The sequence below is a fragment of the Mycobacterium sp. SM1 genome (genome assembly GCF_018361265.1).
Classification (GTDB): Bacteria; Actinomycetota; Actinomycetes; order Mycobacteriales; family Mycobacteriaceae; genus Mycobacterium.
In genome coordinates this window covers 1,059,557-1,081,921 of the sequence record NZ_JAFLNH010000001.1, presented here as the reverse complement: position 1 = coordinate 1,081,921, position 22,365 = coordinate 1,059,557, and the positions used below count along the sequence as shown (strand labels likewise).

The window sequence follows — 22,365 nt, the reverse complement described above, 5'->3', positions numbered from 1 at the left end:
TGCAAGTAAACACGGTCAAGGTCTCAGCGCGATTACGAAACAGTACGCTGTCGAAGGTGACAGCCAAGCCTGCCCGGCGCTCTGCGCCGGCGCTCGCCACATCCGGCACCGACGTGAGTCGCCGCTGGGCATCGGAAACTCGCCTCGCTCTGGTGCGCCGGGCCCGCCGGATGAACCGTGCCCTGGCACGAGCCTTTCCAAACGCCCACATCGAGCTGAATTTCACGACCCCACTCGAGCTGACGGTGGCGACTATCCTCTCGGCGCAAAGCACCGACAAGACGGTCAACCTGATCACGCCGGCCTTGTTCGCCCGCTACCGGACCGCGCTGGACTACGCACGGGCCAATCGCGCCGAACTCGAGGAGCTCATCCGCCCCACCGGCTTCTACCGCAACAAGGCGGCGGCGCTCATCAGCCTCGGGCAGGCCCTGGTCGAGCGGTTCGACGGGGAGGTGCCGGCCACCATGGACGAGCTGGTTTCGCTGCCCGGCATCGGACGCAAGACCGCCAACGTCATCCTCGGAAACGCCTTCGGAATCCCGGGAATCGCCGTCGACACCCACTTCCTGCGCCTGGTCAAGCGGTGGCGCTGGACTGACGAGACCGACCCGGTCAAGGTGGAATACGCGGTGGGCGCGCTCATCGAGCGCCGCGAATGGACCGCGTTGAGCCACCGGGTGATCTTTCACGGCCGTCGGGTGTGCCACGCGCGCAAACCGGCGTGCGGGGTGTGTGTGCTAGCCAAGGACTGCCCGTCCTACGGGATCGGGCCCACCGAGCCGTCGATCGCCGCCGCCCTTGTCAAAGGTCCGGAAGCCGAGCACCTGCTGGCCCTTGCCGGGCTGTAGAGCGCCATGCCACCTCCAGTCACCCCTGCCGCACCGAGGCCGCAATGACCACACGCTGGACCATTGCCATCCTCGCCGTGGTCATCGCCCTGCTCGTCGGGTTGATGATCGAGCTGCGCAGCACCTTTGTGCCCCCGCCGAACCCGCGGATCCCGGCGGAGCCGGCCAGTGCCGGTCGTGAGCACCGCGACGCCGACACTCCGGCGGCGTTGGCAGCGCCCCGAGCGCAGGCAAAGCTGCCGGCGTGCCCTGCGCCCGCAGCCGGGCCCGGTCCGGCGGCGCTGCGCGGCGTGATCGTGGAATGCGCTGCGGACGGCTCGCCCGTCGACGTCGCCCGGGCGCTGGCCGGGCGCCGGGCAGTGCTTAACCTATGGGCATACTGGTGCGCACCGTGCACGGCCGAACTGCCTGCGCTGGCGGAGTATCAACGACGGGCGGGTGCGACGGTGACGGTGGTGACGGTGCATCAGGACGAGAACGAGACCGCGGCGTTGCTGCGGTTGGCGCAGCTTGGGGTGCGGTTGCCAACCCTGCAGGACGGGCGGCGTCGGGTTGCCGCGGCGTTGCGGGTCCCGAACGTGATGCCCCTGACCGTGGCGCTGCGGCCGGACGGTAGCGTGGCGCAGATACTGCCGCGGCCGTTCGCCAGTGCGGATGAGATCGCGGCTGCAGTTGGAGACCAATCGTGACGGCCGGGGGCGATACGTGCGGTACGTGCGGTGGGTGGTCCGGTCGGGGCCTGGCGGTGGCGCGGCCCCAGAGCACCCCTGGCCGCCACGGGGCAGCGCCCGGGCGAGAGGCAGGTGACGGGGCTAAAGGGCGGCGCGCCGGCGCGCGCCCGCGCCGCCCGCTCCCGGAGGGCGGTTTTCTCGCGGGGGACGGTTTTGCTGGCTGCTGACGCTTGCCCGCCCTGGCTGCGTGCGCTCGTCGACAATGTTGGCCGGATCCCCGACGCCTACCGCCGCCGGCTGCCCGCCGATGTGCTGGCGATGGTGACAGCCGCGAAGGCGAGCGCGACGGTGACCCGCCAGGGACGCGACGCCGCCGTGCTGGTGCTGTTCTCCGGCCCGGAGTCGGCACCGGCCGGCGGTGGGGTTCCCGATGAGGCCGACCTGCTGCTAACCGTGCGGGCCTCGACACTGCGCCACCACGCGGGTCAGGCCGCATTCCCCGGGGGCGCGGCCGATCCGGCTGATGACGGACCCGTGGCCACCGCCCTGCGCGAGGCACACGAGGAGACCGGTATCGATCCCCGCCGGCTGCGTCCCCTGGCCACGCTGGAGCGGACCTTCATCGCGCCATCGCGTTTTCACGTCGTGCCGGTGTTGGCGTACTCACCGGACCCCGGACCGGTGACGGTGGTCAATGCGGCGGAAACGGCGGCGGTGGCCCGGGTTCCGGTGCGCGCCTTCATCAACCCGGCCAACCGGCTGATGGTCTACCACCGACCGCACAGCCGCCGCCTCGCCGGGCCGGCGTTCGTGTTGAACGAGATGCTGGTGTGGGGATTCACTGGCCAGGTGATTGCGGCGATGTTGGACGTGGCCGGCTGGGCGCAGCCGTGGGATCTCACCGACGTGCGTGAGTTGGACGAGGCGATGGCGCTGGTCGACGAGCCAGGCGGTGCCCGGTGATGATGGCGATGACCTCGATGACTGCATCGCAGTGGTTGGACATTGCCGTGCTGGCCATCGCATTGATCGCGGCCATCTCGGGTTGGCGCTCGGGGGCGTTGGGCTCGCTGCTGTCGTTTGTCGGCGTGGTGCTGGGGGCCATCGCCGGCGTTTTGCTGGCCCCCCACATTGTCAGCCACATCAGCGCGCCGCGCGCCAAGCTGTTTAGCGCGCTGTTTTTGATCCTGACACTGGTGGTGGTCGGTGAGGTGGCGGGCGTGGTGCTGGGCCGCGCCGTCCGCGGCGCCCTGCGGGGCCGGGCGATCCGGTTTATCGATTCGCTCGTTGGGGTGGGACTGCAGGTGGTGGTGGTGCTGATCGCGGCCTGGCTGCTCGCGACGCCCCTGACACAGTCGCGCGACCAGCCCGCTCTTGCTGCCGCCGTTCGCGGCTCGCGGGTGCTGGCCGAGGTGAACCACTACGCCCCCAGCTGGCTGAAGACCGTGCCAAAGCGGCTGTCTTCGCTGCTGGACACTTCCGGCTTGCCGGCGGTGCTGGAGCCGTTCAGCCGCACCCCGATCGTCGCGGTCGCGCCGCCGGACGCCGCGCTGGCCAACAGCCCGGTGGTGGCTGCCGCCCGGCCGAGTGTGGTCAAGGTTCGCGCGGTAGCGCCCAAATGTCAGAAGGTGTTAGAGGGCAGCGGGTTCGTCGTAGCACCCGAACGGGTGATGACGAACGCCCACGTGGTTGCCGGGTCCAGTGCCGTCACCGTGGCGGCCAGCGGTACCCCCTACGAGGCCACGGTGGTGTCCTATGATCCGGCGGTCGACATCGCCATCCTCGCCGTCCCGAACCTGTCTTCGGGGCCACTGGCGTTCGCCGACGCCACCGCGAGCACGGGTACCGATGCCTTGTTGCTGGGCTATCCCGGTGGCGGTGCCTTCGTGGCAACCCCGGCCCGGATCCGTGACGTCATCGAATTGAACGGGCCCGACATTTACCGCAACGCAACGGTTACCCGCCAGGTCTACACCATCAGGGCCAACGTGGAGCAAGGCAATTCCGGCGGGCCGTTGGTTGACCTGAACGGTCAGGTGCTCGGTGTGGTGTTTGGGGCCGCGGTCGATGAGAACGACACCGGTTTCGTGTTGACGGCCAAGGAGGTGGCCGCTCAGCTGGCCAAGATCGGTGACACCCAGCCGGTGAGCACCGAGGCGTGCGTCACCTGAGCTGCGGTCCGTGCACCTGCTCGAAAAACCGCATCAAGTGGCGGTTGACTTCCTCGGGCATCTCTTCGTGGCTGAAATGCCCTGCCCCGGAGATGGATACGTAGCGCCCGTGCGGGGCGTAGCGCTGGGTCCGTTCGACCGGATCGGCCAGCACGTAAGGGTCCGCGTCGCCGCGCAGATGCAGCAACGGGATTCCGGGTTGCCGGGTTAGCGCCCGCATGAACCGGCGGCCTTCGTCACGCAGCTGGCTGCGCACCGCCCAGCGCTGGTATTCCAAAGCGCAGTGCGCCGCCGAGGGAATCTGTATCGCCTGCCTCAAATAGCCGATTGTTTCGGAGAAGTCTTCGGATACAAGCCATTTGGCACCGGCGCGGCGACGGACCAGACGCTCGATCTCGTCGGCGTTGTTTCGGGTGAGCGAGCGCTCCGGCCAGATCGGCACCTGGTAGCGCAGCAACGACGGCAACAACGCGCGAGCCTGAGCACGCCGGGTCAACGCGGAGCGGCGCAGCGCAGCCGGGTGCGGCGAGCTGATCAGCGCGATCGCGCGCACCAGCCGGGGGTGCAGCACCGAGGTGGCCCAGCAGACCAGCCCGCCGTCGGCGTGACCCACCAGCGTCGCCGACGAATGCCCGAGCGCCCGGATCAGCCCGGCGGTGTCGCCGGCGAGCGTCCAGCCGTCGTAGCCCCGTGGCGGCTTGTCGCTGCCACCGTAGCCGCGCAAGTCGACGGCGATCACCCGGGGTCCGGCGATTCCGCGCAACTGGTGACGCCAGGACCACCAAAAGGAGCCGAAACCATGCAGCAAGATCACCAGCGGCCGCGCTGCGGACGGGGCAGTCGGGCTCTGGCTGGGCGGCACCGCCTCGACCACATGGAACCGGATGCCGTTTGCGTGCACGTCCAGATGGCGCCACGGCCCGCTGATTCGGGTCACCGACGGATCTGGCGGTGCCATCTACCAGCCGGCGGGATCCGCGGGAGCCTTGCCGTCGGGCGTGATCGGCGCACGCTGGCGGACCCGGTCGTGCCCAGGGCTGAGTGCGGTGCGAGCCTCCTTGACCGATTCGATGGTCCGCCGAGGTCCGCGGATTCGGCGCACCTTGAGGAAGCCCACCAGGGCCAGCAGCGCCGTCACCACGAGCATGAGCCCGAACACGATCAGGAAGGACAGCCATTGCCACAGCCAGGTGTGGAGCAGCTCGGCGAGGAAAAAGAAGAAAAAGAAGGTGGAGTAGCACAGCACCACCAGCGCGGCGATGAAAAAAACGCTACCGGCCAGGCCTTTTTTGAGGTCACGGGTGATTTCGGCGCGGGCCAGTTCGACCTCGGCCCGCACCAGTGTCGATACCTGGGCGCTTGCCTCCTTGACCAGATCACCGATCGACGGCTCCCCGGCGGTGGCATGCGGATCTGCCAGCGGGATCGTCGTCAGCCGTGCGGCGTTGCCTGAACCGCTGTCCGCGTTCTTACGATCAGCCTTGCTCACCGACGCTCCTCCCAGTTGGCACTGCCGTCGCGGTTCATGTTGCCATGTCGCCCGGTGCCCGACGAGGCCAGCCGATTGCCGCGACGGACCTGCCCGCGGATGCGCGCCGCCTGAACTAGACTGCCGTTGCGGGCCGTTCACATTGGACTGGCGCGGCCGCTCTGGACTTTCGACCTCGACAGGAACCTTGCTGTGCAGGCGACGCACCATTGGTTGCCGCGTGTCGCGGCGGCGATGGCCGCGGTGCTGCCCGTTCTCGCGGGCCTGGCCGGCGGCACTGCGGCCGCCGACGGCAAGGTTCCCCTGGGGGGTGGTGCGGGCATCGTCATCAACGGCGACACGTTTTGCACCCTGACCACCATCGGCAGCGACAACAAAGGCGAGTTGGTCGGCTTCACGTCCGCGCACTGCGGTGGCCCCGGGGCGCAGGTCGCCGCCGAGGCGGCGCAAGGCCACGGCATCGTGGGCACGATGGTGGCCGGCAACGACACCCTCGACTACGCGGTGATCCGTTTCGATCCGGAAAAGGTGGCACCGGTGGCCAATTACGACGGCTTTCTGATCAACGGCATCGGCCCCGACCCGGCGTTCGGCGAGGTCGCCTGCAAACAGGGCCGCACTACGGGCAACTCCTGCGGCGTCACCTGGGGGCCGGGTCAGGATCCGGGCACCATCGTGATGCAGGTCTGTGGGCAACCGGGTGACTCCGGCGCCCCGGTCACCGTCAACAATCTGCTGGTGGGCCTGCTCCACGGCGCTTTCAGCGAAAACCTGCCGATGTGCGTCATCAAATACATTCCACTGCACACGCCGGCGGTGGTGACGTCGATCAACGCTGTGCTGGCCGACGTCAACCGCAAAAACCGTGCGGGAGCCGGGTTCGTTCCCGTCCCGTCCTGACGCACATGCCCGGATCTCCACGAATTACGTCCCGGCGGAACATCCAGCTCACCGCGGCCGGGCCCCATCCAGCTCGGCGATCCCGCTAAGTTGGCGTCTTGTGAGCGCCGATCCGCTGGCTCCGCTGATGGACTTGCCCGGTGTGGCCGTGGCCAGCGATCGGGCTCGAGAAGCGCTGAGCCGGGCGCACCGGCATCGGGCCAACCTGCGGGGCTGGCCGGTTAGCGCCGCCGAGGCGGCGATGCGGGCGGCGCGGGCTTCGTCGGTTCTCGACGGCGGTTCCTCCTCGAAACCGGAGGACCCATCGGAGGACTCGACCGCCAGCACGGTGCTGGCCGGCGCGCTGCGGGTGGCCCAGGCCCTGGAGGGCGGCGAAACCAGCCTGGTCGGGGTGTGGCGACGGGCGCCGCTGCAGGCGCTGGCACGGCTGCACATGCTGGCGGCCACCGGTCAGGTCGATGAGGACCGGCTGGGCCGGCCGCGGTCCGACGGTCACGTCGCGCCGCGCCTTGAGCTGCTAGCGGACCTGGTGACCGGCGCCACCCGTGCGCCGGCACCGGTGCTGGCGGCCGTCGTGCATGGCGAGCTGCTGACTCTAGCGCCGTTCGGCAGCGCGGACGGGGTGGTGGCCCGTGGGGTGTCGCGGCTGGTGTCGATCGCCTCCGGGCTCGACCCGCACGGGCTGGGGGTACCCGAGGTGGCCTGGATGCGCCGCGCGGCGGACTACCGTGCCGCGGCGCGCGGGTTTGCCACCGGCTCGCCCGAGGGACTGAGAACCTGGCTGCTGCTGTGTTGCCGCGCGATGTACGCCGGCGCGCAGGAGGCGCTGCAGATCGCCGAGTCCTTGCCGAGCCGCTAGTCGTCCCGCAAACCGGCTGACAGATGTAAAGCGGGCGACGATCCGAAGCTTCCGGCCCGTCGCCCGCTAGCACGGTACTCGGTTACCATGCGTGCAACCCGGGCTGCGTGGGTTGGCCTCGGCGATCTTGCGAAGCGACTACCTCCAGCCCCACCCAAAGGGCTATCAGCGCCGGTCACTCTTCGCAATTACGCAGGCCCGCAACACTTTTGCCATTTTCGCGGCTGTAGCTCCGCGTGGGTGCCGGGAACCGTGCTGGGCCGCCCGGATCGGGAGATCGAGCCTTCTCTTCCGGATCGATCTTGGCCTCCCCGGGCTTCCGTGACTCCTTTGTACTACGTGGGCCCCGTCACATCAAGACCCAATCCGCCCGCAACGACTTCGGCGACATCGGCAAACCCGTTTGCGGCGGCCCATCACCGGCCCACTGCCGTCTATTGCGGCGGCCCATTGCCGTCCGTTGCTGTCCGTGGCCGTGGCCCATCACCGGCCCAAGTCGATTCCCCGAGGGGCGATGCGTTATCACCCATCCGGGAATCCCGGGCTGCGTCGTTACCGGCTGCTAAAACGTGAAGCGGCGCAGCAGGGAGTAGGTGATCGCCCCCGCTGCGAGCGCGCTTACCGCGGCGGTGGCAGCAACCGCCGCGCTCGGCGGTGCGGTGAGGCGATCGGGCAGGGACACCGGCCGGGTGAACGTCAGCACCGGCCAGCCCCGCGCGGTCGCCTCCTTGCGTAAGGCGCGATCGGGATTCACCGCGGTGGGGTGCCCGACGGCCTCGAGCATCGGCAGGTCGGTAATCGAATCCGAGTAGGCATAGCAGTGCTCCAGCCGGTAACCCTCACGGGCGGCCAGCTCGCGGATTGCGCGCACCTTGCCCTGGCCGTAGCAATAAAACGCAACCTCTCCGGTGTACCTGCCGCCCTCGACGAGCATGCGGGTCGCCAGCGCATGGCTGGCACCGAGCGCGCGTGCAATCGGGGCCACCACCTCTTCGCCGGATGCCGATACCAGGACAACATCACGGCCGAACAGCCGGTGGCCGGTGATCAGGTCCGCGGCTTCCGCAAAGATCAGCGGAGTGACGACGTCATGCAGGGTCTCATTGACGATCGACTTGACCTGCGCCACATCCCAACCGGCGCACATGTTGGCCATATGGGCGCGCATCCGGTCCATCTGGTCGTGGTCGGCTCCGGAGAGCAGGTAGATGAACTGGGCGTAGCTGGCCTTGAGCACAGCGCGGCGGTTGATCAGTCCTTGATCGAAGAATGGTTTGCTGAACGCCAGCATGCTGGACTTGGCGATGATTGTCTTATCCAGGTCGAAAAAGGCGGCGGTACGGGTCTTGCGAGCGAGGGGTGGCAGGGGGTGCGGTGCGGGGTGTTGCTGTGCGGCCGAGTCGGAAGCGGTCACCGGCCCAGCATAGGGCGGAGCCGTCGCTTGGTCGCGATGGTGCGCCGGAGCCGCAGCTCAAGGAGAGTGCCGACGATGGTGGGGCGGTCTCTCTCGGGTCCGATCAAGCCAACCGGGCTGCGCCTCCCACGGCGCGCAACACTTGCGCCAGCCGGCGCTGTCGTGTGTATAGTAAGAGTTACTCGGCCTGTGCCGAGGTGTATCAGCTCGACCCCCCGGAGCTGATACACGACGACCCTCGCCTCCTCCCCCCCTGGCGGGGGTCGTCCCTTTTATCGGGGCAATTGTCTCTGCTTGGTGTCTTTGCTTCGTGTCTCCGCTTCGCCGGCGCCGTTCGCCGTCGACGGGGTCTCGGCATCCGGCCCGGCGGCCCTTCGTTGCGGAATCGCTTGATCGCCGGCGAGCGTCAACGAGTTTGTGCACAGATCTCGTTTCGTCCCCAGATCCTGCTCTCTGAATGGCGGTCAACCGCCGCGCCCGCGCATCGTGGATGGGTGAGTTCCATCGGCACCGGCGGCGCGGCCGGCACCTCGGGCGTCTTGGCTCTGCTGGCCGACCCCGCCTTGCGCGAGGAAGTGGATCGGATCGCCGCGGCCGTCGGCGTGCGGGTGGTGCACGCCGATGCCGGGTCACCGGGCATGGCGCCGCCGACAAGACGATCCTGGTCGGCCGCGGCGGCCGTGGTGCTCGACGAGGTGGCGATGGAGCGCTGCAGACACAGCGCCTTGCCCCGGCGCGCGCACGTCATCGCGCTGACCCGCGGCGAACCAGCGCCGGCGAGCTGGGCGGCGGCCATCGCGGTGGGCGCCCAACAGGTTCTGCGGCTGCCCGCGCAGGAGGACGAACTGGTGCGCGAGTTGGCGGACGCCGCCGAGTCGGCGCACGGCGGCATCACGCCGCGCGGCGAGGTTCTCGCCGTCATCGGCGGACGCGGCGGGGCCGGCGCGTCACTGTTCGCGGCGGCGCTGGCCCATCTCGCCACCGAAGCATTGCTGGTCGATGTCGATCCCTGGGGCGGCGGCATCGATCTGGTGCTGGGCGGCGAAACCGCACCCGGCCTGCGCTGGCCGGACCTGGCCGTGCAGGGCGGGCGGCTGACCTGGTCGGCGGTGCGCCAAGCGCTGCCGCGTCACCGCGGGATCAGCATGCTCTCCGGCGTCCGGCGCGGATACGAGTTGGAGGCCGGGCCCGTGGAAGCCGTCGTCGATGCTGGGCGCCGCGGCGGCGTGACTGTGATCTGCGATCTCCCCCGGCGGCTGACCGAGGCGGCCCAAGTGGCGCTTTACACGGCGGATCTGGTGGTCTTGATCAGCCCGTGTGATGTGCGGGCATGTGCTGCCACGGCAACCATCGCCCCGGTGTTGTCGGCGATCAATCCCAACGTCGGCCTGGTCGTGCGGGGACCGTCACCGGGCGGACTGCGGGCTGCGGAAATCGCCGAGATCGCCGGTGTGCCGTTGCTGGCGTCGATGCGAGCCGAACCGCGGCTCGCCGAGCAACTAGAGCGCGGTGGCCTTCGTTTGCGCCGGCGATCTGCGCTGGCGATGGCCGCTCGCCGGGTGCTCGCCATGCTGCCGCCACGCCAGTCGATGAGTCAAAGCGGCCGGGCAGCATGACCGACTCACTGATCGAACGGGTGCGTGAGCGCTTGGCGGCCGAACCCGGGCCGCTGCGCCCGAACGTGGTAGCCGCCGCGATCCGGGCCGAGTCCGGTGGGGTGCTCGGCGACACCGAGGTGCTGACCAGTCTTCGGGTGTTGCAGACCGAGCTGAGCGGCGCCGGCATCCTTGACCCGCTGCTGTGCGCGGACGGTACCACCGACGTCCTGGTCACCGCGCCGGATGCCGTCTGGGTTGATGATGGAAACGGATTGCACCGCAGCAGTATTCGCTTCACCGACGAAGCGGCGGTGCGGCGTTTGGCGCAGCGTCTGGCGCTGGCGGCCGGGCGTCGTCTCGATGACGCGCAGCCGTGGGTGGACGGCCAGCTGACGGGGATAGGCACCGGAGAGTTCGCGGTGCGACTGCATGCGGTGCTGCCGCCGGTCGCGCCCGCAGGTACCTGCCTGTCGCTGCGGGTGCTGCGGCCAGCCACTCAGGATCTGGCGGGGCTGATCGCCGCAGGGGCGATTGCGCCGCAGGCCGCCGCGCTGCTCACCGACTTGATCGCCGCCCGGCTGGCATTCTTGGTCTGCGGCGGCACCGGCGCCGGCAAAACCACGCTGCTGGCGGCCATGTTGGGTGCGGTGGCACCGAGCGAGCGGATTGTGTGCGTCGAGGATGCCGCCGAGCTGGCCCCCCGGCATCCCCATCTGGTGAAGCTGGTCGCGCGGCGCGCCAACGTCGAAGGCGTGGGCGAGGTGACCGTGCGTCAACTGGTGCGCCAGGCGCTGCGAATGCGGCCGGACCGCATCGTGGTGGGAGAGGTCAGGGGCGCCGAGGTGGTGGATCTGTTGGCGGCGCTGAACACCGGCCACGAGGGCGGCGCGGGCACCGTACACGCCAACAACCCGGGCGAGGTTCCCGCTCGGCTGGAGGCGCTGGGGGCTCTCGGAGGCCTCGATCGGGCCGCGCTGCATAGCCAACTCGCCGCGGCAGTCCAAGTGGTTCTGCATGTGGCGCGGGACCGAACCGGGCGTCGCAGGCTTTGCGAGATCGCCGTGCTGCGTCAATCGCCCAGCGGGCGGGTCCACACCGTCACGGCGTGGCACGTAAAGCACGGACTAACCAGCGACGCAATGGATCTGCGCCAACTACTGCGGGAACGGCTGTCGGCATGAGGTACGCTATGGCGGCCGCGCTGATGCTGTCACTCGCGCTCGTGGTCTGGCCGACAGCATCGCGGCGCCGGCTCGCCCCGCGCTCACCCGCCCACTCGCGGGTGCCGCCGGTTTTCGCCTGGTGCGCAGCTGGATGCGCCGCGGCGGCCGCCATGGCTTTGGCGCCACCGCCAACGGCTCTCGCCGCCGCGGTCGTGGCGGCGACCGGCACGCTGCGGTACCACCGCCGCCGACGCCGACGACATGCCGCCAACGAGAGCCGGACACTGGAAACCGCGCTTGATGTTCTGGTCGGCGAACTGCGGGCCGGTGCGCATCCCGCGCAAGCGTTTTCGGTGGCCGCCGACGAGGCCGGTGGAGCGGTCGGGGCCCGCTTGCAGGAGGTCGCGGCGCGCGCCAGGCTCGGCGCCGATGTCGGCTCGGGGCTGCGCGGCGTCGCCGCATCGTCGGCACTGCCTGCGCAGTGGGATCGGATCGCCGTGTGCTGGCAACTGGCCTGCGATCACGGGTTGGCGATATCTACCCTGATGCGTGCTGCTCAACGAGATATTGCTGAGCGCCAACGTTTTTCGATGCACGTGTTAGCAAGAATGGCCGGTGCGCGCGCCACTGCGGCGATATTGGCGGCGCTGCCGGTGCCCGGGGTGCTGCTGGGCCAGCTGATCGGGGCACAGCCGCTGCGTTTCCTGTTCGGCGGGAATGCCGGTGGGTGGCTGCTGGTGGCGGGACTCACGTTGGCATGCGGCGGGTTGCTGTGGTCGGACCGGATCACCGAGCGGGTGGCGTGATGGACGCGGCGGGTGACGAGCGACAGCCGGGCGATCGCCCCAGGCCGGGCTACCGGTTGGTGGTTGTGGTCGCGAAGGCTGTACGGCGCCCGCCGATACGGGCAGGGATGGTCCACCGGTGAGCGCCGCGGCGCTGTTGCTGGCCGTTGCTGTGCTCAGTGGTGTCCGCCCGTCGATAGCGAGGGCGCGGGCCGGGGTACCGGCACATCTCAATCGGGCGCGACGCCGGGCTGCGCAAGATCCGGACCCGCTGGCGGTCGCGTCCAGCCTGGATGTGCTGGCGGTCTGCCTGGGAGCGGGCATGGCGGTGTCGGCCGCTGCGGCCGCGACGGCGCACTGCGCACCGCCGCGGCTGGCCCGGGTTTTGCGGCGCGCCGCCGATCTATTAGCGCTGGGCGCCGACCCGGCCGTGGCATGGTCGGCACCCCCGGACCTGCCGCCCGGGTCGATCGACACCCAGACCGCTGCGCTGCTACGGCTGGCGCGGCGGTCGGCCGCATCGGGTGCGGCGCTAGCCGATGGCGTGGCCGCACTTGCTGCTCAGGCTCGCCAGGACGCCACACATGCGGCCGGCGCCGCCGCCGAGCGCGCCGCCGTTCTGATCGCCGGCCCGCTCGGGTTGTGCTTTCTCCCGGCCTTCGTGTGTTTGGGCATTGTTCCGGTGGTGGCCGGGCTGGCCGGCGACGTGCTGAAATCGGGCGTGCTGTGAGCCCGGGTACCGGCGCGGCCCCTACGCTTCGCGGGCTGACCGCGAATGACCCTTGGCGAGACCAGGGTGATAAAGGAGGGAAAAACAGTGCTATTAAACAGGTTTCGGGCCGTGAGCGCGCGATTGGCACTTCTGGCGGTCGACGAGTCGGGGATGTCGACAGTCGAATATGCCATTGGGACCATTGCGGCTGCGGCCTTCGGCGCGATCCTCTATACGGTCGTCACCGGAGACTCCGTCGTCTCGGCGTTGACCAAGATCATCGGCCGCGCGCTGAACACCAAGGTGTAGCCGATGACGCCGGCGCCAGCACCGTCGAGGCGGCGTTGGCGATCGCCGCGCTGGTGGTGGTTCTGGTGTTGTGCCTGGCGGGTATCACCGCGGTATCGATGCAGGTGCGCTGCGTGGACGCGGCCCGAGAGGCCGCCCGGCTGGCAGCGCGGGGCGACGACAGATCGGCGGTCGCTGTGGCGCGCCGCATCGCGCCCGGCGGGGCCGCGGTGCAGGTGCGCCGAAGCGGGGAGTTCATCGTCGCGACGGTTACCGCGCGCTCGAACCTGCTGCCCACGGTGGTCATCGCGGCTCAGGGGGTTTCGGCATCTGAGCTGCCGCGGTGATCGCGGGTCGGCGACCATAGTGGCGGTGGCGATGGCCGGCGTATTGCTGAGCATCACCGGTGCCGGTGCCTACCTGGGTGCGATCGTGGTGGCCCGTCATCGTGCGCAGGCGGCGGCCGACCTGGCCGCATTGGCCGGCGCGGCACAGCTGCCGGGCGGGACCGCGGCCGCCTGTGCCCGGGCGGCGGCGGTGGCCCGCCAGATGCGGTCCGACGGCGCGCACTGCGCGGTGCATGGTCTCGACGTTGTCGTCACCGCCGAGGTAGCTGTCGCCTTCGCCGGCACAGCGCGGGCGACGGCGCGAGCCGGACCCGAATCCGGGGCGTGGCCGAACAAGCGCACCTCGGCATTGTCTGCCGTGGTGGTCGCCGCGCCGGCGCGCCCCGACGGATCGTTGGGGGCGCAGCGCCTCGACGAGCAGCCAACCACGCCCGGGGCAACCCGTGATGGGCGCAAGCGGCCTGACCCGATATTCCCGATGTGGTGCGGCAGCGATCGCTGCCGGCATTCGGCGTCCGGCAGGCCTGCCTTCGGGGTGACCGGCTGAGCCAGCGGGTTGCGCATGCCGCGGCGACGCAGATACCTTCTGCTGCGCCCGCGTTGCCGGGCTCGGGAACGGATCGCGCCGTCCGCCCACCGGTCGTGCCGGATGGCCTGCCCGCCATGTCAGTCACTGCCTGGCGACTCAGCCCGAGCCACGGGCCAGCTCCGCGAGCACCAGGCGCAGCACCCGCACGGCACCCGCCTTGTCCAGCGGGTCGTTGCCGTTGCCGCACTTCGGGGATTGCACACACGACGGGCACCCTTGCGGGCATTCGCACGCCTCGATCGCCGCCGCGGTCGCAGCCAGCCACGCGCTTGCCTGGCGAAAGCCGCGTTCCGCGAAACCGGCCCCGCCCGGATAGCCGTCGTAGACGAAGACGGTGGGCAACCGGGCAAGGGGATCGGGACCCACCGCGGTGGACAGGCCGCCGATGTCGCCGCGATCACAGCTGGCCACCAGGGGCAACAGCCCGATCGCGGCATGCTCGGCCGCGTGCAGCGAGCCGGGAATCCGGGGGGCGTCCACACCGCCGCGCGCTAACGCCTCGGGGGTGACGGTGTACACGACGGCGGTGGTGGCCAAGGTGTGTGCCGGCATATCGAGTTCGATGAAGTCGATCACCTCCCCGCTAAGCCGGCGGCGCAGATAACCGACGACCCTGCTGGTGACCGCAACCGGGACCAGGCCCAGCATGACGGGCCCGAACCGCAGGCGTTCCCCGGCACCGGTCACGGTGATGTCGGTGCGTTCCCGGGCGAACGTCGCGTAACCGGGGTCCTCCGCGCGGACGAAGGCGATCCCGTCGTGCGGATTCAGCGAGTCCACGACGTAGCTGTCGCCTTGGTGCAGATACACCGCTCCGGGATGAACCGTGGCCGGCGCCTGGCTGACGCCGACACTGCCCAGCACGCGCCCGGTGTCCGCCTCCACGATGACGATCTGGCCACCGGTCGGGCCCCGGATGTCCACCCCGGTGTGCGGTTCCACCCCGGGTGCGGGGAAATACTTGCCGGACCGTCGCCGCAGCAACCCGTCGTCGACCAGCGCCGCTGCCACCCCCTCGGCGCCGAGTTCCCGGACTTCGGCGTCCTCGAGCGGCAATTCGGTGGCCGCGCACAGCAACTGGGGCCCGAGGACGTACGGGTTGCCGGGATCGATCACGACACGCTCGATCGGCTTGTCCAAGAGCGCGGCGGGGTGGTGCACCAGATACGTATCCAGCGGATCATCGCGAGCGATCAGCACGACCAGCGCGCCGTGGCCGCCCCGCCCCGAGCGCCCGGCCTGCTGCCAGAACGAGGTGACCGTGCCGGGAAAACCGGCCAGCACCACGGCGTCCAGCCCGGCGATATCCACGCCCAGCTCAAGCGCACTGGTGGTGGCCAGCCCACAAAGCCGGCCCTCGGCCAGGGCCCGCTCCAGCGCGCTGCGGTCCTCGGCCAGATAACCCGCTCGGTAGGACGCCACCCGATCGGCCAGCTGCGGGGCGATATCGGCCAGCCGCTCCCGGGCGCTCAGCGCGGTCAGCTCCGCACCCCGCCGCGAACGGACAAACGTCAGCGTGCGCGCTCCCCTGGCGATCAGGTCGGCCATCACCCGTGCCGCCTCGGCACCGGCGGAGCGTCGCAGCGGCGCCCCATTCTCCCCGGTCAGGTCGGTGCGCAGCGCGGGCTCCCACAACGCCACCGTGCGTGCTCCCTGGGGGGAGCCGTCCTCGGTGACCTCCTCGACCGGCCGGCCGATGAGCTCGGATGCCGTCGCGCCCGGCGAGGCCGTCGTCGCGCTGGCGAAGATCACCGTCGGCGCCGCCGAATAGCGCGCGCACAACCGCAACAGGCGGCGCAGCACCATCGACACGTTCGAGCCGAAAATGCCGCGGTAGTAATGGCATTCGTCGACGACCAGGTAGCGTAGGCCGCGCAGGAAGACGGCCCACCGGGGATGGTTTCGCAGGATCGACACATGAACCATATCGGGGTTGGAAAAAAGCCACCGGGAGCGCTCGCGTGCGAACCGGCGCACCTCGCGGGGGCTGTCCCCGTCATAGGCTGTGGGCGCCACATCGGCCAGCCGCGGGATCGCCGTGGTCAGCGCTATCGCCGCGCGTAACTGGTCGTGGCCGAGCGCTTTCGTCGGCGACAGATACAGCGCCCGGGCTTTCGGGTCGGTGGCCAGCGCAGTGAGGATCGGAAGTTGATAGGCCAGGGATTTCCCCGAGGCGGTGCCGGTGCTCACCACCACATGACGGCCCGCGTACGCCAGCTCGGCGGCATCACGCTGGTGTGACCACGGCGTGCGGATCCCCCGATCGGTGAACGCGCGGACCACGTCGGGCTCGGCCCATCTAGGCCAACTGCGTGGCCGGCCGGTGCGCGGCGGCAGCTCGGTGACATGGCGCAGCGGATGCTCGTTCGGTTGGGTCCCGGCGATCGCCGCGGCGAGCAGTTCCTCACCGAAACTCGCCATCATTCGCCCTCCCCGGCTTGGTGGCTGTCGGTGCCGGCGGAAGCGCAGCATCGGGTGCCGGGCCAGCTCAGCACCCGGCCGGCCCCACGCCATCGCCGGCCGGTACCCGAATTGTTCACCGGCCCGCTGTCGGATCGATCACGTGGGGGCTGTTGCCGACACACCGGACATGGTTGACTAATGACGGCAACAGCTTCTGTGTTCGTGTCAAACTTTCGCAGGATCGACGTTGCGGCCGCGGTTCTTGCGGGGTTGACGCCGGGTGAAGGTCCGGCGGCTCCGCGCGGGATGGCGGTCACGGCGGGCCCGGTGCACCGGAGGGCGGTGCACCGCACCAGAAGAGTAAGGAAAGATCAAGAAATGCCACAGGGAACTGTGAAGTGGTTCAACGCGGAGAAGGGGTTCGGCTTTATTGCCCCCGAGGATGGTTCGGCCGACGTGTTCGTCCACTACACGGAGATCCAGGGAACGGGCTTCCGCACCCTTGAAGAAAACCAGAGGGTCGAGTTCGAAATCGGCCACAGCCCCAAGGGCCCGCAGGCCACGAGCGTCCGTTCTATTTAAACCAGCTATGTAAACCAGCCGGCTCGCTGGTAGCCGGCTGGCTCTGAAACCCCCGGCAAGGGCCCGACAACGGGACCGGCCGGGGGTTTTCGGTCACCGGCCGTTTCACCGGCAGCAACGACGCCCGACGCTTCGCCCGCGCGGCGGCTCGCCCGCATGCACCGGTTATACCCGGTCCGCTTCACCGGCTCGGTCCGCCCGTCCAGCCGCGTCCCGGCCCGGCGGGCGGGTCTCGTCACCGAGCGGGCTTACTGTCAGTCACGTGGGTCAGCTGTCTCTCTTCTCGGCAAACTCGGTGCCGCCCGGCGTCGCCGACCTCACCGGGGTGCTGGCCGCTCCGGGCCAAATCGTGCGGATCGGCCCCGGTGCGCGGCTGTCCGTCGTGGTCGCTCAGCTGTGGCGGGCCCACGCGCTTGCCGAGATGATCGGCGAGGCCGGCTTGGTGGCGGAGATCACCCGCACCGACGAGCACCATCCCCTGGTCCGCACCGCTGTCGATCCCTGCCTGCGCGAGATCCTCACGCAGTGGACCCGGGGAGCGGTTAAGACCGTGCCCCCGCTGTGGCTGCCCGGGCCCCGGGCGCTACGGGCATGGACCTTGGCGGCCGGCGCTGCGGATGCCGGTCGTTACCTGCTGGGCCTGGATCCGCACGCTCCGCAGACCTATTCGCCGCTGGCGTCGGCGTTGATGCGGATCGGGATGGCCCCGACGCTCGTCGGTACCCGCGGCGGTCGCCCGGCGCTGCGGATCAGTGGCCGGCGCAGGTTATCGCGGCTGGTAGAGCACGTGGGGGAATCCCCCGACGACTCCGACGCGTTGTCGCAGTGGCCGCACCTGTAGGGGCTCGGGCGGTGCCCGCGCTCCGGCAGTCGGTTTGCGTTGGCCCGGCCCGGATGCCACATTGTCAGTTGTCCACAGGGCCGAGGGGACCACCGCACTGCACGCCGGGAGTTCACTCTGCCGGACGGACGCAAGAGAAGTGGAGCGTAAGCGCAGTGGCTGACAGCGGCCGCGTCGGCGGCAAGAATAGGCGCGCGCGGCGACTCGTCATCGTCGAGTCGCCGACTAAGGCGCGCAAATTAGCCAGCTACCTGGGGTCCGGGTATGTCGTCGAATCCTCGCGGGGGCATATCCGCGACCTGCCGCGCGCCGCCGCAGACATCCCCGCCCAGTACAAATCGGAGCCGTGGGCACGGCTCGGGGTCAACGTCGATGCCGGCTTCGAGCCGCTCTACATCATCAGCCCCGACAAGAAGCGCACCGTTAGCGAGCTGAAGGGCCTGCTCAAAGACGCCGACGAGCTCTATCTGGCCACCGACGGCGACCGTGAGGGTGAAGCCATCGCCTGGCACCTGCTGGAGACCCTCAAGCCGCGTGTCCCGGTAAAGCGGATGGTCTTCCATGAGATCACCGAGCCGGCGATCCGGGCCGCAGCCGAACATCCGCGCGACCTGGACAACGACCTGGTCGACGCCCAGGAGACCCGGCGCATCCTGGACCGGCTGTACGGTTACGAGGTCAGCCCGGTGCTCTGGAAGAAGGTCGCGCCCAAACTCTCGGCCGGCCGGGTGCAGTCGGTGGCTACCCGCATCATCGTGCAGCGCGAACGCGAGCGCATGGCGTTTCGCAGCGCAAGCTACTGGGACGTGGCAGCCAAACTCGACGCCAGCGTGTCCGACCCGGCCGCGCAGCCGCCCACCTTCGTTGCCCGGCTGACCACGCTCGACGGCCTGCGGGTCGCCACCGGCCGTGATTTCGACTCGCAGGGACTTGTGCGCAAGCTCGACGGGGTTGTGGTGCTCGACGAGGCCGGTGCCGGCGCGTTGGCAGCGGGCTTGCGCGGCGCGCGGCTGACGGTGGTGTCGGCGGAGGAGAAGCCCTACACCCGGCGCCCGTATCCGCCGTTTATGACGTCGACCTTGCAGCAGGAAGCAGGCCGTAAGCTGCGGTTTTCCGCCGAACGGACGATGAGCGTGGCGCAGCGGCTCTACGAGAACGGCTACATCACCTACATGCGCACCGACTCGACCACGCTGTCGGAGGCGGCGATCAACGCCGCGCGCACCCAAGCGCGTCAACTCTACGGTGATGAGTTCGTCTCCCCGTCGCCGCGCCAGTACACCCGAAAAGTGAAGAATGCCCAGGAAGCCCACGAGGCCATCCGCCCCGCCGGTGAGACGTTCGCCACACCGGACGCGGTGCGCCGGGAGCTCAACGACGACGAGTTCCGGCTCTACGAGCTGATCTGGCAGCGCACGGTGGCCTCTCAGATGGCTGATGCCCGCGGCACTACGCTAAGCCTGCGGATCGCCGGTCAATCCGGGGAGCACCCGGTCGTGTTCGCCGCGAGTGGGCGCACCATCACGTTCGCCGGCTTCCTCAAGGCCTATGTGGAAACCGTGGACGAGCTGGCCGGCGGGGAGGCCGACGACGCCGAGCGGCGGCTGCCGCACCTGGTAGCTGGCCAGCAGCTCGAGGTCGTCGAGGTGACCCCGGACGGGCATTCCACCAGCCCGCCGCCCCGCTACACCGAGGCTTCGCTGGTTAAGGCGCTCGAGGACCTGGGCATCGGTCGCCCGTCGACCTACTCATCGATCATCAAGACCATCCAGGACCGCGGCTACGTGCACAAAAAAGGCAGCGCCTTGGTGCCCTCGTGGGTGGCGTTCGCGGTCATCGGTTTGCTCGAGCGGCATTTCGGCAGGCTCGTGGACTACGGATTCACCGCGGCGATGGAAGACGAGCTCGATGAGATCGCGGCCGGGCATGAGCAGCGCACCAGCTTTCTCAACCACTTCTACTTTGGCGGCGAGTACGGCGCGCCAAACTCGGTGGCCCGCTCCGGTGGCCTGAAAAAGCTCGTCGGCGTCAACCTCGAAGGGATAGACGCCCGGGAAGTCAACTCCATCAAAATTTTCGATGATGCACAGGGCCGCCCGGTTTATGTCCGGGTGGGCAAGAACGGGGCCTACCTGGAACGCATGGTGGTCGGAGACGACGGCCAGCTCACCCCGCAGCGGGCCAACCTCGACGGCACGCTCACCCCGGACGAGCTGACGCTGGAGGTGGCCGAAAAGCTTTTCGCCACACCGCAAGAGGGACGAGTCCTTGGTGTGGATCCGCAGACTGGCCATCAGATCGTCGCCAAGGACGGCCGCTACGGGCCGTACGTCACCGAGATCCTGCCGGAGGAACCCGAGGAACCCGAGGAGGGGGCCGCGGCGAGGCGCGGCAGGAAGCCTAAACCGCGTACCGCTTCACTGCTGCGAAGCATGGACGTGCAGACCGTCACGCTCGACGACGCGCTGAAACTGCTGTCGCTGCCGCGGGTGGTCGGCATCGACCCGGCCACGGGCGAGAAGATCACCGCGCAGAACGGTCGTTACGGACCGTATCTCAAGCGCGGCAGTGACTCGCGCTCGCTGGCAACCGAGGAGCAGATCTTCACGATCACGCTCGAGGAAGCGCTGCAGCTCTATGCCGAGCCGAAACGCCGTGGCCGGCAAAGGGCTTCGGCGCCACCGCTGCGTGAGCTGGGGACCGACCCGGAGTCCGGTCACCAGATAGTGATCAAAGAAGGCCGTTTCGGCCCGTACGTCACCGACGGTGAGATCAACGCGAGTTTGCGCGCGGGTGATGACGTATCGGCTATCACCGTCGAGCGTGCCGCAGAGCTGCTGGCCGAACGGCGGGCCCGAGGTCCGGCCAGGGCGCCGGCCAAGAAGGCCGCCCGCAAAGCGCCGGCGAAGAGATCCGGCAACCGCTAACCGGTCTGGGGGGACGCTGGGGCCTCCCGCCACGCCGTGCGGCGCTGCCGGCCAGGACCCACCGTGTCGCCCTGTCGGCTGCCCACGTTCACCGGTGAGCGAAGACTGCCCACGTTCACCGGTGAGCGAGCCCCAGCCTCGTCATCCCGCTAGGTGACCTGGCTGGAGAGCTCTTCGGGGGCGGCAAGACGCACCGGCCGGGCCAGCTGGGTGGGCACGGTTCGCCCGCGTAACTCGACGACTTCCCCGACATTCCAGCACAACGCCTCGGAGTCCAGCGCACGGCTGACGGCGACGGCCGAGGCCAGCACGTGGCCTTCCTCGAGCTTGGCCAGCTCGGTGAGCCGCGCGGCCTCGTTGACCGGGTCACCGATGACGGTGTACTCGAAGCGGGCCTGCGCACCGATGTGGCCGGCGATAGCCCGGCCGGCCGACACCCCGATGCCGAAGTCCGCCGAGCCAATGACCGGGAGCAGGGCGTCGTGCAGCTCACGGGCGGCTGCCAGCGCCGCGCCGGAGGCGTCGGGGTGTTCGATGGGCGCACCGAAAATCGCCAGCGCGGCATCACCCTGGAATTTGTTGACGAAACCACCGTGCCGGCCGACGGTGTCCACCACCACCCGGAAGAACTCGTTGAGCAGATTGACGACCTCGGCTGGAGGCCGGGTCGCGGCCAGCTGGGTGGAGCCCACCAGGTCGACGAACAGCACCGCGACGTCACGCTCGCGTCCGCCCAATTCGGTGCCGCGCTCCAATGCCCGCCGCGCGACGTCTTCCCCGACATAGCGACCGAACAGGTCGCGCAGCCGCTGGCGCTCGGCCAGGTCGCGCACCATGTCGTTGAAGCCGGCCTGCAGCAGGCCCAATTCGCTGGCATCGTAGATCTGCATGTGCGCGTTGTAGTTACCGCGCTGCACCTCGCCGAGCGCCCAGCGCAGCTGGCGCAGCGGGTCGGCGATCGACATGGCCGCCAGCAAGGTGCTGATCAGCCCGATGACCAACGCCGCCAGCGCCATCAGCAAGATCGGGGTGAACAGCTTCTCCGGGGCCGCCCGCAGCAGCGACGCTTTGTCGGCCACCACGGCGAGCACGATCGCCAGCAGCGGCACACCGGTGGATAGCGCCCAGGTCAGCAGTTGCCGCAGAATGACGCCGGGAGCCCTGACATTCTCCGGGACGCCGCCGTGCAGGGCGGCGACGGCCACCGGACGCAGCACGCGCTCGGACTGCAAGTAGCCGATGATCGCGGTAGTGGTGGCGGCTAGGGCGGTCGCGACCGCCACCACCGGCGCGGCGTGCTTGGCGACCGGCCAGCTGGCGATGATGAACGCCACACCGCCGACAAACCAGTACCCCAGGCTGATCAGCGTGCGGTAGAAGGGCATCCGCAGCGCCCGGGTACGGGCCAGCTCGGTTGTGGCGGGGTCGGCGTCATCGAGCATGCCGTCGCGCCGCTGCCAGCGGAAGACCGGCACCAGCAGCCGGACGCTGATCGAAAACCCCGTGGCCCACAGCGCGATCACCACCAGCGCGAAGATCGCCAGATTGGCGTGGGGCAGGTCTTGCAGCTCAACCCGGTCCTCCGGCGGCAGGCCGAAGCGCAGGAACCCGAGCACCAGCAAAGCGCCGATGATGTCGGCCTGCATCATGCTCAGCGAGAACACCGGCCACGGTGTACGCACCAACCACCGGACGAATCCACTGATCCGTCCGGGAAGTGCCGTTACGGTGCCCACCAGCCCACCGTATCGGTCGACCGGGTGGTAGCGGGACGA

21 protein-coding genes are annotated in these 22,365 nt (G+C 69.4%); 16 read left to right on the top strand and 5 right to left on the bottom strand.

The genetic code is table 11. From position 1 onward, the window contains the following. Window positions 1-170: 170 nt before the first annotated feature. From nth to marP, 4 genes are all read left to right on the top strand, one after another. Window positions 171-851, top strand: a complete 681-nt coding sequence (gene nth / locus MSM1_RS05060; RefSeq protein WP_236055432.1) for an endonuclease III — start codon at window positions 171-173, stop codon at window positions 849-851. 104 nt (window positions 852-955) lie between these two features. Further along, window positions 956-1,540 (top strand): TlpA family protein disulfide reductase, encoded by a 585-nt coding sequence (locus tag MSM1_RS05055; RefSeq protein ID WP_374101692.1) that lies wholly within the window; start codon window positions 956-958, stop codon window positions 1,538-1,540. 114 nt (window positions 1,541-1,654) lie between these two features. Then, window positions 1,655-2,485: a CoA pyrophosphatase gene (locus MSM1_RS05050; protein WP_213440478.1), complete on the top strand. Its 831-nt coding sequence runs from the start codon at window positions 1,655-1,657 to the stop codon at window positions 2,483-2,485. 17 nt (window positions 2,486-2,502) lie between these two features. Further along, the gene (marP, locus tag MSM1_RS05045; RefSeq protein WP_213440477.1) at window positions 2,503-3,693 is read left to right on the top strand and encodes an acid resistance serine protease MarP; all 1,191 of its coding nucleotides are present in this window, start codon (window positions 2,503-2,505) and stop codon (window positions 3,691-3,693) included. On the opposite strand, the gene MSM1_RS05040 is transcribed toward marP, so the two are convergent. Next, window positions 3,686-4,651, bottom strand: a complete 966-nt coding sequence (locus MSM1_RS05040) for an alpha/beta fold hydrolase (protein WP_213440476.1) — start codon at window positions 4,649-4,651, stop codon at window positions 3,686-3,688. The two genes, marP and MSM1_RS05040, sit on opposite strands and share 8 nt — an antisense overlap. After that, window positions 4,652-5,182, bottom strand: coding sequence for a phage holin family protein (locus MSM1_RS05035; protein ID WP_213440475.1), 531 nt, complete (start codon window positions 5,180-5,182; stop codon window positions 4,652-4,654). Between the two features lie 234 nt (window positions 5,183-5,416). Between MSM1_RS05035 and MSM1_RS05030 the strand changes: the two genes are divergently transcribed. Then, entirely contained in the window at window positions 5,417-6,082 is a 666-nt protein-coding gene (locus tag MSM1_RS05030) for a serine protease (protein ID WP_213441446.1), read from the top strand. A 100-nt stretch (window positions 6,083-6,182) separates the two neighbouring features. After that, entirely contained in the window at window positions 6,183-6,941 is a 759-nt protein-coding gene (locus MSM1_RS05025; protein ID WP_213440474.1) for an oxidoreductase, read from the top strand. Between the two features lie 562 nt (window positions 6,942-7,503). Here the strand turns inward: MSM1_RS05025 and MSM1_RS05020 are convergent. Continuing rightward, a complete protein-coding gene (locus tag MSM1_RS05020) occupies window positions 7,504-8,355 on the bottom strand; it encodes an HAD-IB family hydrolase (RefSeq protein ID WP_213440473.1) in 852 nt (283 codons plus the stop codon). 545 nt (window positions 8,356-8,900) lie between these two features. Between MSM1_RS05020 and ssd the strand changes: the two genes are divergently transcribed. The 7 genes from ssd to MSM1_RS04985 all read left to right on the top strand — a co-directional run bounded on the left by ssd (window position 8,901) and on the right by MSM1_RS04985 (window position 13,795). After that, window positions 8,901-9,971 (top strand): septum site-determining protein Ssd, encoded by a 1,071-nt coding sequence (gene ssd, locus MSM1_RS05015; RefSeq protein WP_213441444.1) that lies wholly within the window; start codon window positions 8,901-8,903, stop codon window positions 9,969-9,971. Then, the gene (locus MSM1_RS05010) at window positions 9,968-11,134 is read left to right on the top strand and encodes a TadA family conjugal transfer-associated ATPase (RefSeq protein WP_213440472.1); all 1,167 of its coding nucleotides are present in this window, start codon (window positions 9,968-9,970) and stop codon (window positions 11,132-11,134) included. Before ssd ends, MSM1_RS05010 begins: the two co-directional genes overlap by 4 nt. Further along, entirely contained in the window at window positions 11,131-11,922 is a 792-nt protein-coding gene (locus tag MSM1_RS05005; RefSeq protein ID WP_213440471.1) for a type II secretion system F family protein, read from the top strand. Before MSM1_RS05010 ends, MSM1_RS05005 begins: the two co-directional genes overlap by 4 nt. A 118-nt stretch (window positions 11,923-12,040) precedes the next feature. After that, on the top strand, window positions 12,041-12,631 hold the full coding sequence (locus MSM1_RS05000) for a type II secretion system F family protein (RefSeq protein WP_213440470.1): 591 nt from the start codon (window positions 12,041-12,043) through the stop codon (window positions 12,629-12,631). Window positions 12,632-12,676: 45 nt separating this feature from the next. Further along, the gene (locus tag MSM1_RS04995) at window positions 12,677-12,922 is read left to right on the top strand and encodes a DUF4244 domain-containing protein (RefSeq protein WP_213440469.1); all 246 of its coding nucleotides are present in this window, start codon (window positions 12,677-12,679) and stop codon (window positions 12,920-12,922) included. Between the two features lie 35 nt (window positions 12,923-12,957). After that, on the top strand, window positions 12,958-13,248 hold the full coding sequence (locus MSM1_RS04990; RefSeq protein ID WP_213440468.1) for a TadE family type IV pilus minor pilin: 291 nt from the start codon (window positions 12,958-12,960) through the stop codon (window positions 13,246-13,248). Further along, entirely contained in the window at window positions 13,232-13,795 is a 564-nt protein-coding gene (locus MSM1_RS04985) for an Rv3654c family TadE-like protein (protein ID WP_282100860.1), read from the top strand. The genes MSM1_RS04990 and MSM1_RS04985 overlap by 17 nt, the downstream gene beginning before the upstream one ends. Before the next feature lie 138 nt (window positions 13,796-13,933). On the opposite strand, the gene MSM1_RS04980 is transcribed toward MSM1_RS04985, so the two are convergent. Continuing rightward, window positions 13,934-16,258 (bottom strand): DEAD/DEAH box helicase, encoded by a 2,325-nt coding sequence (locus tag MSM1_RS04980; protein ID WP_213441440.1) that lies wholly within the window; start codon window positions 16,256-16,258, stop codon window positions 13,934-13,936. A 360-nt stretch (window positions 16,259-16,618) separates the two neighbouring features. Here MSM1_RS04980 and cspA point away from each other — a divergent pair, with 360 nt between their 5' ends. The 3 genes from cspA (at window position 16,619) to topA (ending at window position 20,590) form a co-directional block, all read left to right on the top strand. After that, window positions 16,619-16,822 carry a cold shock protein CspA gene (gene cspA / locus MSM1_RS04975; protein WP_213441437.1) on the top strand — a complete coding sequence of 68 codons (204 nt, stop codon included), beginning with the start codon at window positions 16,619-16,621 and terminating at the stop codon, window positions 16,820-16,822. A 262-nt stretch (window positions 16,823-17,084) separates the two neighbouring features. Further along, window positions 17,085-17,663, top strand: coding sequence for a hypothetical protein (locus tag MSM1_RS04970; RefSeq protein WP_213440467.1), 579 nt, complete (start codon window positions 17,085-17,087; stop codon window positions 17,661-17,663). Between the two features lie 155 nt (window positions 17,664-17,818). Continuing rightward, the gene (topA, locus tag MSM1_RS04965) at window positions 17,819-20,590 is read left to right on the top strand and encodes a type I DNA topoisomerase (RefSeq protein ID WP_307857284.1); all 2,772 of its coding nucleotides are present in this window, start codon (window positions 17,819-17,821) and stop codon (window positions 20,588-20,590) included. Between the two features lie 149 nt (window positions 20,591-20,739). Here topA and MSM1_RS04960 read toward each other — a convergent pair whose 3' ends face one another. Next, window positions 20,740-22,326, bottom strand: coding sequence for an adenylate/guanylate cyclase domain-containing protein (locus MSM1_RS04960; protein ID WP_213440465.1), 1,587 nt, complete (start codon window positions 22,324-22,326; stop codon window positions 20,740-20,742). Window positions 22,327-22,365 lie beyond the last annotated feature (39 nt).

Bases quoted from the DNA above. Each gene is read 5' to 3' on its own strand.
- nth (WP_236055432.1), top strand. From the start codon at position 171: ATGAACCGTGCCCTGGCACGAGCCTTTCCAAACGCCCACATCGAGCTG.
- MSM1_RS05055 (WP_374101692.1), top strand. From the start codon at position 956: ATGATCGAGCTGCGCAGCACCTTTGTGCCCCCGCCGAACCCGCGGATC.
- marP (WP_213440477.1), top strand. From the start codon at position 2,503: ATGACTGCATCGCAGTGGTTGGACATTGCCGTGCTGGCCATCGCATTG.
- MSM1_RS05040 (WP_213440476.1), bottom strand. From the start codon at position 4,651: ATGGCACCGCCAGATCCGTCGGTGACCCGAATCAGCGGGCCGTGGCGC.
- MSM1_RS05030 (WP_213441446.1), top strand. From the start codon at position 5,417: ATGGCCGCGGTGCTGCCCGTTCTCGCGGGCCTGGCCGGCGGCACTGCG.
- MSM1_RS05010 (WP_213440472.1), top strand. From the start codon at position 9,968: ATGACCGACTCACTGATCGAACGGGTGCGTGAGCGCTTGGCGGCCGAA.
- MSM1_RS05005 (WP_213440471.1), top strand. From the start codon at position 11,131: ATGAGGTACGCTATGGCGGCCGCGCTGATGCTGTCACTCGCGCTCGTG.
- MSM1_RS04995 (WP_213440469.1), top strand. From the start codon at position 12,677: ATGACCCTTGGCGAGACCAGGGTGATAAAGGAGGGAAAAACAGTGCTA.
- MSM1_RS04980 (WP_213441440.1), bottom strand. From the start codon at position 16,258: ATGGCGAGTTTCGGTGAGGAACTGCTCGCCGCGGCGATCGCCGGGACC.
- cspA (WP_213441437.1), top strand. From the start codon at position 16,619: ATGCCACAGGGAACTGTGAAGTGGTTCAACGCGGAGAAGGGGTTCGGC.